We start from the raw sequence: 11,480 nt of genomic DNA on the forward strand, positions 1-11,480 counted from the left end.
CGCGGTCGAAGGATGTCGAGGGATGACGACGTGACGACGATGACAACCGCCGCGCAGCCCGAAGGGCACGCGGCAGGACACGCCGATACCGCCGACGGCGCGACCCGCCGACCCTGCCCGCCACCGGGGCTGAGGGGGCCCGGCGCCCTACTGTGGACGGTGCGGTCGACCAACCTGCGGTGAGCACGAGGAGCGAGGCGTGTCCGGAGCAGAAGCCGAGGTGGCGGTACTGATCGTCGGGGGCGGGCCGGTCGGGCTCACCGCCCGGGCGCTGCTGGCGCGCTGGGGCGTGTCGACGCTGCTCGTCGAGAAGCACGCCGAGTTGTCGCCGTTCCCGCGGTCCCGGCTGGTCAACGTGCGCTCGATGGAGATCTTCCGCCAACTCGGGCTGGCCGACCGGGTCACGGCCGCCGCGTTCGCACCCGAGTACGGCCGCGTCCGCTTCCGCGACACCCTGTGCGACGAGGACTTCGCCACGGCCGCGATGGTCGGTATCGACGCGCCGGTGCCCGAAAGCCCCGTGATCGGCGTGCTCACCTCGCAGGACCGCCTGGAACCCACCCTCCTCGCCGCCGCCGACGGTGACGCACCCCTGCGGTTCGGGGTCGAGCTCATCGACCTGGCCGAGCGTCCCGACGGCGTCGTGGCCGTCCTCCTCGACCGCCGCAGCGGTGAGGAGACGCGCGTCCGCGCCCGCTACGTGATCGGCGCCGACGGCGCCAACTCCACCGTCCGGGAGCGCCTCGCCATCGCCACCACCGGCCCGGGCGCGATGGGCGACTTCACCACCGTGGTCTTCGACGCCGACCTGGGGCGGTGGAGCGCCCGTCAGCCCGCCGGGGTGTACTTCACCGCGCACGGATCGTTCGGACCGGTCCACCCCGAAGGGGGCTGGCTCTGGTTCGGGCCCACACCCGGGGACGGCGCCGACACCGACTGGTCCGGGCTCGTCACGCGGGCTCTCGGCGCCGGCTCCGGCTCCGGAGCAGGGGCCGGCGTACGGGCCGACGTACGGCGCGTGCAGCACTGGGTGATGAACGCCTTCGTCGCCGAACGCCTCCGCCACGGCCGGATCCTGCTGGCCGGCGACGCCGCGCACGCGATCCCCCCGATCGGCGGCCTGGGCATGAACACCGGCATCGCCGACGTGCACAACCTGTGCTGGAAGCTGGCGGGCGTCCTGCGCGGGTGGGCCGGGCCGGGCCTCCTGGACACGTACGCGACGGAACGGGAGCCCGTCGCCCATCGGACGCTGCGCCAGGCAGTGGCCAACGCCCAGCTCATGGTGCAGGTTCTGGAACGGCGCCGCGATCAGCTCCGGAGCGGCGCACCAGCGCAGGGTCGGAGCGAACTTCCCTGGTCAGAGCGGTACTTCGCCCAACTGGGCCTCGTACTCGGCACCGCCTACCGCTCCGCCGCCGTCCTCGACGGCGACGGCACCCGCCCCGCGCCGTCCGAGCGAGGCACGGACACGGATACCGGCACCGAAGCCGACACCGACTACGTCCCCACCCCGGAGCCCGGCCACCGCCTGCCGCACCTCTGGCTCGCGGACGGCCGGTCCACGCTCGACGCCTGCGGCGAGTGGTTCACGCTGCTCACCCCGGACCCCGCCCACTGGGAACGCCAGGCCGCCGCGCCGTGGCCGGTACGCATCGAGACGCTGCCCGCCGAGCACGCCGACCGCTGCGGCCTCGGCCCGCACGGAGCGCTGCTCATCCGCCCCGACGGCCACATCGGTGCCCGCTGGCGCGACCCCTCGCCGCGCGGCTCCACCCTGCGCCACACCGTCACCGCCATCACCGGCTCGACACCCTCCTGACCACCCCGTTCCCCGCCCGAAAGCCATGATCAGCGCGCCCGGCCGGACCGGTCCTTCTCCGCCACGGGCCGAGCCTTCAGCGAGAAAACTCTTGATGCCGCAGTAGAATGGCCGGTTGTTCGACGCCGGACCGGAACAACCCGGGCAGACCTGGGCTCCGCCGGCGACCCGGATGTCCCCCCGGGAGCGAGACGCGAGGGCCGATGGCAGCCACACCTGAGCGCGGTGACCTGACCCTGCTCGACGACGGCGACGTGCACGAGGAGTCCGGCAAGTCCGCCCGGTTCTCCGCGGGCCCCGCCGCCCCCACGCGCACCCTCGTCGACATCTTCGAGGCGTCCGTACGGGCGTACCCCGACGAGCCCGCCCTCGACGACGGCTCCGCCCAGCTGACCTACCGGGCGCTGGCCGTCGAGGTCGACCGCCGCCGGCGCGCCCTCGCTGCCGCCGGCGTGGGGCTCGGTGACCGGGTCGGCGTCCGCGTGCCGTCCGGGACCAATGAACTGTATGTGGCCATTCTCGCCGTGCTCGCCACGGGCGCCGCCTACGTCCCGGTCGATGCCGAGGACCCCGACGAGCGCGCGGAGCTGGTCTTCGGCGAGGCCGGCGTACGGGCCGTGCTGGGCGGCGGACAGCGCGTCGAGGTCACCGGCCTGCCGGACGTACCCGTGTCCGCCGCGCGCCCCGGACCCGAGCACGACGCGTGGATCATCTTCACCTCCGGCTCCACCGGCAAGCCCAAGGGCGTCGCCGTCAGCCACCGCAGCGCCGCCGCGTTCGTGGACGCCGAGGCCGCCCTGTTCCTCACCGAGGAGCCCATCGGACCCGGCGACCGGGTCATGGCCGGCCTGTCCGTCGCCTTCGACGCCTCCTGCGAGGAGATGTGGCTGGCCTGGCGCTACGGCGCCTGCCTGGTGCCCGTCCCCCGCTCCCAGGTCCGCAGCGGCGCCGACCTCGGCCCCTGGCTGGTGGAGCAGGAGATCACCGTGGTCTCCACCGTGCCGACGCTGGCCGCGCTCTGGGAGCCGGAGACCCTCGACGAGGTCCGGCTGCTGATCTTCGGCGGCGAGGCCTGCCCGCCCGAGCTGACCCAGCGCCTGGTCACCGAGGGCCGTGAGGTCTGGAACACGTACGGGCCCACCGAGGCCACCGTCGTCGCCTGCGCCTCGCTCCTGACCGGCGAGGAGCCGATCCGGATCGGCCTCCCGCTGAACGGCTGGGAGCTGGCCGTGGTCGACGAGTCCGGCGAGCCGGTGCCGATGGGCGGCAGCGGCCAGCTCGTGATCGGCGGCGTCGGCCTGGCCCGCTACCTCGACCCGGAGAAGGACGCCGAGAAGTACGCCCCGCTGGAGTCCCTCGGCTGGGAGCGCGCCTACCGCAGCGGCGACCTCGTCCGCGCGGAACCGGAAGGCCTGGTCTTCCTCGGCCGCGGCGACGAGCAGATCAAGCTCGGCGGCCGCCGGATCGAGCTGGGCGAGGTGGACGCGGCGCTCCAGGCCCTGCCCGGCGTCGCCGGCGCGGCCGCGGCCGTCCGTACGGCGCGCAGCGGCAACCAGCTGCTGGTCGGCTACCTGGTCGCCCAGGAGGGCTGGGACCACGCGGCGGCCGTCGAGCGGCTGCGCGCCGAGCTCCCCGCGGCCCTGGTACCGCTGCTCGCTCCCGTCGACGAGCTGCCGACCCGCACCTCCGGGAAGGTCGACCGCGACGCCCTGCCCTGGCCGCTGCCGGAGCTGGAGACCCCCGGACCCACCGAGCAGCTGTACGGCACCGAGGCCTGGCTCGCCGAGCAGTGGACCGAGACCCTCGGGGTCGCCGTCACCGGCGCCGCCGACGACTTCTTCGCGATCGGCGGCAACAGCCTCGCCGCCGCCCAGCTCACCACCCGCCTGCGCACCCGCTACCCGCGTGCGGCCGTCCTCGACATCTACCAGCAGCCCGTCCTGCGCAAGCTGGCCCGGCGGCTGGAGAAATCCGTACGGGACGACGAGGCGGCCCGGGTCGTCACGCCCGTTCCGCTGCGGTCCAAGGTGGTGCAGTCGCTCCTGCTGCTCCCGCTGTTCACCCTGGTGGGCCTGCGCTGGAGCGTGGCCCTGCTGGCGCTGGGCAACGCGCTGCACTGGTTCGGTGCCTATCCGTGGGCGCCGACCGCCTCCTGGTGGTGGGTCGTCCCCGGTGCGGCGATGCTCTTCAGCCCACCCGGCCGCCTCGCGATCGCGGCCGGCGGCGCGCGCCTGCTGCTGCGCGGTGTGAAGGCGGGGCGCCACCCGCGCGGCGGAAGCGTGCACCTGAGGCTGTGGACGGCCGAGCGGCTGGCCGAGTACGTGGGCGCGGCCTCGCTCACCGGTTCCTGGCTGGAGCGGTACGCGCGGGCCCTCGGCGCCAAGGTGGGCCCCGAGGTGGACCTGCACTCGCTGCCTCCGGTGACGGGCATGCTCAAGCTGGGCCGCGGCTGCGCCGTGGAGTCCGAGGTGGACCTCTGCGGGCACTGGCTGGACGGCGACCGGCTGGTGATCGGCCCGATCAAGGTCGGCGCGGGCGCGGTGGTCGGTACCCGCAGTCTGCTCTTCCCCGGTGCGCGGGTCGGCAAGCGGGCCGAGGTGGCCCCCGGCTCCGCCGTGGCCGGGACGGTCCCCACCGGGCAGCGCTGGGCCGGTGCGCCCGCCGTCAAGCTCGGCAAGGCCAAGCGCAACTGGCCCAGGGAGCGCCCGCAGCGCGGGCTCTTCTGGCGGGCCGCTTACGGGGCGGCCGGCATCGGCCTCAACGCGCTGCCGGTGCTCGCCACCGTGCCCGCCCTGCTCGTGGTGAGCCGGTTCGTGCCCTCCGGCGCCGCACTGGCCGAGGCCCTGCGCGGGGCCCTGATCGCCGTGGTGCCCGGGGCGCTCGCGTACGGGTTCACGTACGCGGCCCTGCTGCTGGTCTCCGTACGCCTGCTCAGCCTGGGCCTGCGCACCGGAACCCATCCGACGCACAGCCGGATCGGCTGGCAGGCCTGGACGGTCACCCAGCTGATGGACCTGGCGCGGGAGACGCTCTTCCCGCTGTACGCCGGTCTGATCACCCCGGTGTGGCTGCGGCTGCTCGGCATGAAGATCGGCCGGGGCGCGGAGGTCTCCACCGTGCTCGCGCTGCCGAGCCTGACCACCGTCGGCGAGGGCGCGTTCCTCGCCGACGACACCCTGACCGCCCCCTACGAGCTGGGCGGCGGCTGGATGCACATCGGGCAGTCCGAGATCGGCCGCCGGGCGTTCCTCGGCAACTCCGGCATGACCGCGCCCGGCCGCAGCGTGCCGGACGGCGGGCTGGTCGGCGTCCTGTCGGCGACCCCGAAGAAGGCCAAGAAGGGCAGCTCCTACCTGGGCCTGCCGCCGGTCCGGCTGCCCCGGGCCGCCGAGACCTCCGACCAGAGCCGGACGTACGATCCGCCCGCGCGGCTGCTGTGGGCGCGCGGCCTGGTGGAGCTGTGCCGGCTCCTGCCGGTGTTCTGCTCGGCCGCGCTGGCCGTACTGATGGTGGCGGCGCTGTGCGCGCTGGCCACGGCGAGCGGCGGCCCGGGGGTCTGGGGCACGGCGCTGCTGTCCGGGGTGGTCCTGCTCGCCGCCGGTGTGGCCGCGGGCGCGGTCTCGGTGATCGCGAAGTGGCTGCTGGTGGGCCGGCACCGGGCGGGCGAGCACCCGCTGTGGAGCGGCTTCGTGTGGCGCAACGAGCTGGCCGACACCTTCGTCGAGGTACTGGCCGTGCCGTGGCTGGCGGGCGCGGTGCCCGGTACCCCGCTGCTGAACCTGTGGCTGCGCGGACTGGGGGCCCGGATCGGCCGCGGCGTATGGTGCGAGAGCTACTGGCTGCCCGAGTCCGACCTGGTGGAGCTGGGCGACGGGGTCACCGTGAACCGCGGGTGCGTGTTGCAGACTCACCTCTTCCACGACCGGATCTTGAGGACGGATACTGTGGTCCTCCGCGAGGGCGCCACGCTGGGCCCGGGCGGCATCGTCCTGCCCGGAAGTTCGGTCGGGGCCCACAGCACACTGGGTCCCGCCTCTCTCGTGATGGCCGGGGAATCCGTCCCCGCCGACACCCGTTGGCTGGGCAACCCGATCGAGGCATGGCGGACCTGACAAGGGCCCGGGCACAGCGCAGGGAGCGGAAGCGGCAATGAACGGCCAGAGAACAGCGGCATCGGACCCGTACTTCCCCGACAACGGAGACTCCCGTTACCGCGTGCACCGGTACGAACTCGCTCTGGAGTACCGGCCCGGCCCCAACCGGCTGGCCGGTACCGCCCGGATCAGCGCGATCGCCGGGCGGGCGCCGCTCGCCGAGTTCCACCTGAACCTGGCCGATTTCAAGATAGGCCGGGTCCTGGTGAACGGCCGCGCCCCGCACTACACCCACCGGGGCGGCAAACTCCGCATCCGCCCGGCCAAGCCGCTGCCCGCCGGCGCCGCCTTCACGGTGGAGGTGCACTGGGCGGGCAATCCCAAGCCGGTGCGCAGCCCCTGGGGCGGGCTCGGCTGGGAGGAGCTGACCGACGGCGCGCTGGTGGCCAGCCAGCCGGTCGGCGCACCCTCCTGGTACCCGTGCAACGACCGGCCCGCCGACAAGGCCTCGTACCAGATCTCGATCAACACCCCGTCCTCGTACACGGTGGTGGCGGGCGGGCGGCTGCTCACCCGGACGACCAGGGCGTCCACCACCACCTGGGTGTACGAGCAGCCCGCACCGACCTCCAGCTACCTGGTCGGCCTGTCCATCGGCGTGTACCAGACGGTGCTGCTCGGCGACCCCGGGCTGGGCGGGGTGCCTATGAGCGCCCACGTACCGGCGCACCTGCTGCCGCAGTTCTCCCGCGACTTCGCCCGGCAGCCGGCCATGATGCAGCTGTTCGAGGACCTGTTCGGGCCCTATCCCTTCGGGGAGTACGCGGTGGTCGTCGCCGACGAGGAACTGGACGTCCCGGTGGAGGCCCAGGGCCTCTCCCTGTTCGGCGCCAACCACGTCGACGGCGCCCGCGGGTCGGAGCGGCTCGTCGCCCACGAGCTCGCGCACCAGTGGTTCGGCAACAGCGTGACCATCACCGACTGGCGGCACATCTGGCTGAACGAGGGCTTCGCGAAGTACGCCGAGTGGCTGTGGTCGGAGCGCTCCGGCGGCCGCACCGCGCACGAGCAGGCGGCCGCCGCGCACCGGCTGCTGACCTCGCAGCCGCAGGACCTGCGGCTGGTCGACCCGGGCCGCAAGCTGATGTTCGACGATCGGCTGTACCAGCGCGGGGGGCTCGCCGTGCACGCGATCCGCTGCGCCCTGGGCGACGGCGCGTTCTTCCGCATGCTGCGCGACTGGACCACGGTGCACCGGCACGGCGTGGTGAGCACCGCCGCCTTCACCACGCACGTGGCCCGGTACGCGGCCGAGCCGGTGGACGACGTGTTCTCGGCCTGGCTGTACGAGCCCGCCCTGCCGCCGCTGCCGGTGCCCCCGCCCGTACGGCCGACGGCGACGACGCCCGCGAAGCCCGGGTACCCGCCCACGAACGGCCGGCCGAGCCGGGGCCGCACGTCCGCCTGACCCAGGGCCCGGGCCCGGGCCCGGGCCTCGGTCAGCCGCGTGTCTCGGCGGCGCCGAGCTCGTACGAGAGGTGCTGCGGGGCCAGCGCGGTCAGGAAGGCGTGCGCGTCGAAGATCTCGCCGGGCGCGGCGACGAGGCCGGCCGTCTTGACCCGTCCCGCGAGGATCCGGCTGACCGCTTCGACGACGAGCGGCGCGGTGACGGCGTAGATGTCCTGCCCGCGCGCCACGGCACGGCGCCGGGTGGAGCCCGTGCGAACGGTGACGTCGACGAGGAAGGTCTGCGCCGACCGGCCCCGCTCGTCGACCGGCTTCGGCGCCACGGCGTCCGGGGCCAGCACGTCCTTGACCGCCTCGACCGTCATGAAGGTCCGGATGTCCGGGGCGGAGAGGTGGTGGGCGATGGTCACGCTGTCCGTGGTGGTGAACTCGCCGATCACGTCCTGCTCTCCGACCGGGGCGGGGAAGGACCACTGCCCGGTGGGTGCCGCGTCGGTACGCAGCTCCAGCCGGCCGTTCGCGTAGACGAGCCGGCGGCCCTCGCGCCGGCGCCGCGAGACCTGGCTCGACCCGCGGGTCCCGGCCGTGGGCTGCCAGCTGCTGAGGGCGAACGCGATGTCGATCTCGTCGGCCGCCGGGGCGTCGCCCAGCGCGGCGGTGGCGAGCAGGTCGCCGAGGCCCCCGTAGAACGCCATCGCGGGCACGACCACGATCCCGGCCTCGCGGGCCCGGTCCGCGAAATCGGCGAAGGTGTCGGCGACGGCCTCCACTTCGCCCGCGACGTCCAGGTAGGCGATCCGTGCGCGCAGGGCGGCCTCGATCACCGGCGCGGAGGTCTCGGCGAAGGGCCCGGCGCAGTTGATCACGGCGGCCGCGCCGGCCAGTGCGCGGTCGAGCGCCTCCGGATCGTCGGCCGACGCCGGCCGGACCTCGAGTCCGGGGAACTCGGCGGCCAGTGCGCGGAGCTTGTCGGCGTCACGCCCGGACAGGATCGGGGTCAGCCCCCGGTCCAGCAGCTCGGGGACGACGAAGCGTCCGGTGTGCCCGTACGCGCCGAAGACCGTTACCGCCGCCGCCACTCGATCCGATTCCATGAGGCTCCCCCGTTCGGTTGATCACTGGATGCCATCGTGCCCGTGAAGGGCGTCGGCCGGGAGTAGCGGTAATGCCACGCCCCGTACACTTTCGGACATGAGCCTTGTCGCGCTGGCCGTCACGCCCGGAGTCCCGCACTTCGAACTCGCCGCGGCCTGCGATGTGTTCGGGGTGGACCGGTCCGATCTGGCTGATCCCTGGTACGAGTTCGTCCTGTGCGGTCCGGACTCCGTGCCCGTCGGCGGCCGCTTCCGGCTCGAACCCGACGCGGGGCTCGACCGGTTGGTGCAGGCGGACACCGTGATCGTCCCGGCCTGCGCCGACCTGGACGCGGATCCGCCCGCCGAACTGGTCGACGCCGTACGCGCGGCCCACGAGGCGGGGGCCCGGGTTGCCTCCCTCTGTACGGGCGCGTTCGTACTGGCGGCAGCGGGTCTGCTGGACGGGCGCCGGGCCACCACGCACTGGCTGCACGCCGCCGCGCTGGCCGCCAAGTACCCCCGGGTGGAGGTCGATCCGGACGTGCTCTACGTGGACGACGGCAACGTGTTCACCTCGGCCGGGAAGGCCGCGGCGATGGACCTGTGCCTGCACCTGGTCCGCCTCGACCACGGCTCGGCCGTCGCCAACCAGGTCGCGCGCCGCCTGGTCGTCCCGCCGCACCGGGCCGGCGGCCAGGCCCAGTTCGTCGCCACTCCGGTGCCCGAGCCGCGCGACCACCCCCTGGGCGCGCTGCTCACCTGGACGATGGAACGGCTCGACCAGCCGCTCACCGTGGAGGACCTGGCCCGCCGGGCGAACATGAGCTCGCGCCACCTGGCGCGGGTGTTCACCGACCTCACCGGCACCACTCCCCTGCGCTGGCTGCTGACCCAGCGCATCCACCGCGCCCAGGAGCTCCTGGAGACCACCGACGACACCATCGGTACGATCGCCACGGCCACCGGGATGGGCACCGACGCCACGCTGCGCCGCCATTTCAACCGTACGGTCGGTGTCCCGCCGGACGCCTACCGGCGCACGTTCCGCACCGCCGCCCGGTAGGGGCGGAAGAACGCGCGGAGTTCCTCCGCGTACAGCTCGGGCTCCTCGAACGGTGCGAAGTGGCCGCCGCGCGGCGGCTCGGTCGCGTACACGACGTTCGCCGTGCGCTCCAGCCACGCCCGCGGCGGGCGGACCACGTCGCCTTGGAAGATCGAGAAGCCGGACGGCACCTCGACCCGGCGGGCGTGCTGTGCGAGCGGGATCGCGGCGTTCGCGCGGTACATGCGCATGGACGAGCCGATCGTCCCCGTGAGCCAGTAGAGCGTGACGTTCGTGAGGATCTCGTCCTTCGTGAAGCTCCGCTCGACGTCGCCGTCGCAGTCGCTCCACGCCCGGAGCTTCTCGACGATCCACGCGGCGAGTCCGGCCGGCGAATCGGTGAGCCCGAAGGCGGCGGTCTGGGGTTTCGTACGCTGCAGGGCGACGTACCCGCCCTCGGCCGCGCCCCAGGCCGCGGCCTCCTCCATCCAGGCACGCTCCTCGGGGGCGAGTTCCGCCGGGTCGCCGGTGAAGAGCGGCAGGCCCGCGTCCGTGCGGTGGACGGCCACGACCCGGTCGGGGTGATCGAGCGCGAGGTAGCGGCTGACGTGGCTGCCGACGTCCCCGCCCGCCGCGCCGAACCGCTCGTACCCGAGCACCCGCATGAGCTCGGCCCACAGCCCGGCGACGGCCACGGCGTCGAGGGGCGGGCCGGTGGGGCGCTCGGAGTAGCCGTAGCCCGGCATGTCGGGGACGACCACGTCGAACGCGTCGGCGGGATCGGCGCCGTGCGCCGCGGGGTCGGCCAGGAGCGGGACGACCTTCGAGTACCGCCAGAACGAGTCCGGCCAGCCGTGCCCGAGGACCAGCGGCAGTACGGGCGCCCCGGCCGGAGCGACGGCGCGGGCGTGCACGTAGTGGATCCCGAGGCCGCGGAGCGGCACGCGGAAGTGGGGCAGCCGGGCGAGCTCCGCCTCCTGCGCCGGCCAGTCGAACCCGTCCGCCCAGTAGGCGACGAGCTCGCGCAGGTAGCCGAGGTCGGTCCCGAGGGACCAGCCGGCGTCCTCGGGCGCGTCCGGCCACCGCGTGGCGCGCAGCCGCGCACGGAGGTCGTCGAGCGCGGCGGGGTCGGTGTGCGGGGTGAACGGCTCGGGGCGGGGGGAGGCGTCCGGCATGGGCGCATCCTAGGACACCCCCGTGTCAGCAGCGGCTCGACGAACCGTTCTGGCGGGTGAGGTTGTCGTTGGACATCCAGCCGGACGCGTTGGTGTCGGTGGCGCGGACGTAGGTCCACTTGTTGCCGTACGCGTTGACGACGTAGCACTGGTACAGGAGCTTCGTACCGGACTTGGCCACCGCCACGGCGGGGCATTCCTGGTAGGGCCCGGTGGTGATGTGGTACGTGCCGGACATGTAGCCGTGGGTTCCCGGGTTCCGGTCCTGATGGCTCCAGCCGGTGCAGCTCGTCGACACGGGAGTGGGCCCGGCCTGCGGCGAGGCCGATGCCTTGGGGGTCGGGCCGCCGCTCTTGCCGCCCGGGGTGGGCGTCGGTGACTTGCCGGGCTTGGCGGAGTCCTTGGACGGCTTCGCGGACCGGGAGCTCCGGCCCTGCGGGACGGAAGGACCGGCGGTGGTCTGCGGGGGCGCGGCGTGGGCCTGCGACGGACCGGCCTTGCCTCCGTGGTCGCCCATCGCGGCGTACGTGATGCCGCCGCCGGCCAGGACGACGGCGACGGCCGCCGCGATGACGATGCGTCCACGGGCCGCCCTCCCGGTGCCGGAGGCGTGGGGCGCGGTCGGTGCGCCCATCGGGGCGACGGGCCCCGGCTGCCCGGGAGCGGGGGCCGGGTGCCCGAGCGGGTGGCCGGTGTAGGGCGGCTGCGGGGAGGGCTGGGGGTACGGGACCGGGACGGGGCCGTAGCCGGGCGGGGGCGTCGGTACGGATGCGGGCCGTCCGGCGGGGGGCGGGGCGGGGGAGG

The 11,480-nt window shown here is 74.3% G+C and carries 6 protein-coding genes and 1 pseudogene; 4 read left to right on the forward strand and 3 right to left on the reverse strand.

The features are described from left to right. Nucleotides 1-199: 199 nt before the first annotated feature. The 3 genes from ADK52_RS34900 (at nt 200) to ADK52_RS34910 (ending at nt 7,384) form a co-directional block, all read left to right on the forward strand. Nucleotides 200-1,822, forward strand: coding sequence for an FAD-dependent monooxygenase (locus tag ADK52_RS34900; protein WP_053693869.1), 1,623 nt, complete (start codon nt 200-202; stop codon nt 1,820-1,822). Between the two features lie 203 nt (nt 1,823-2,025). Further along, complete coding sequence (locus ADK52_RS34905) at nt 2,026-5,934, forward strand: Pls/PosA family non-ribosomal peptide synthetase (RefSeq protein ID WP_053693870.1); 3,909 nt, start codon at nt 2,026-2,028, stop codon at nt 5,932-5,934. Nucleotides 5,935-5,971: 37 nt separating this feature from the next. Next, nucleotides 5,972-7,384 carry a M1 family metallopeptidase gene (locus ADK52_RS34910; RefSeq protein ID WP_053693871.1) on the forward strand — a complete coding sequence of 471 codons (1,413 nt, stop codon included), beginning with the start codon at nt 5,972-5,974 and terminating at the stop codon, nt 7,382-7,384. A gap of 31 nt (nt 7,385-7,415) precedes the next feature. Here the strand turns inward: ADK52_RS34910 and ADK52_RS34915 are convergent, their stop codons facing one another. Continuing rightward, nucleotides 7,416-8,477, reverse strand: a complete 1,062-nt coding sequence (locus ADK52_RS34915; protein ID WP_053693872.1) for a saccharopine dehydrogenase family protein — start codon at nt 8,475-8,477, stop codon at nt 7,416-7,418. A 97-nt stretch (nt 8,478-8,574) separates the two neighbouring features. Here ADK52_RS34915 and ADK52_RS34920 point away from each other — a divergent pair, with 97 nt between their 5' ends. Beyond that, a complete protein-coding gene (locus ADK52_RS34920) occupies nt 8,575-9,522 on the forward strand; it encodes a GlxA family transcriptional regulator (RefSeq protein ID WP_053693873.1) in 948 nt (315 codons plus the stop codon). Here the strand turns inward: ADK52_RS34920 and ADK52_RS34925 are convergent. After that, nucleotides 9,489-10,676, reverse strand: a complete 1,188-nt coding sequence (locus ADK52_RS34925; protein WP_053693874.1) for an epoxide hydrolase family protein — start codon at nt 10,674-10,676, stop codon at nt 9,489-9,491. The genes ADK52_RS34920 and ADK52_RS34925 overlap by 34 nt on opposite strands. A 25-nt stretch (nt 10,677-10,701) precedes the next feature. Then, a pseudogene (locus ADK52_RS34930) lies at nt 10,702-11,480 on the reverse strand (serine/threonine protein kinase); the annotation flags it as partial.

Origin of the sequence: Streptomyces sp. WM6372, from assembly GCF_001279655.1 — a bacterium.
In the GTDB taxonomy this organism is placed as follows: Bacteria; Actinomycetota; Actinomycetes; order Streptomycetales; family Streptomycetaceae; genus Streptomyces.

Bases quoted from the DNA above. Each gene is read 5' to 3' on its own strand.
- ADK52_RS34915 (WP_053693872.1), bottom strand. From the start codon at position 8,477: ATGGAATCGGATCGAGTGGCGGCGGCGGTAACGGTCTTCGGCGCGTAC.
- ADK52_RS34920 (WP_053693873.1), top strand. From the start codon at position 8,575: ATGAGCCTTGTCGCGCTGGCCGTCACGCCCGGAGTCCCGCACTTCGAA.
- ADK52_RS34910 (WP_053693871.1), top strand. From the start codon at position 5,972: ATGAACGGCCAGAGAACAGCGGCATCGGACCCGTACTTCCCCGACAAC.
- ADK52_RS34905 (WP_053693870.1), top strand. From the start codon at position 2,026: ATGGCAGCCACACCTGAGCGCGGTGACCTGACCCTGCTCGACGACGGC.
- ADK52_RS34925 (WP_053693874.1), bottom strand. From the start codon at position 10,676: ATGCCGGACGCCTCCCCCCGCCCCGAGCCGTTCACCCCGCACACCGAC.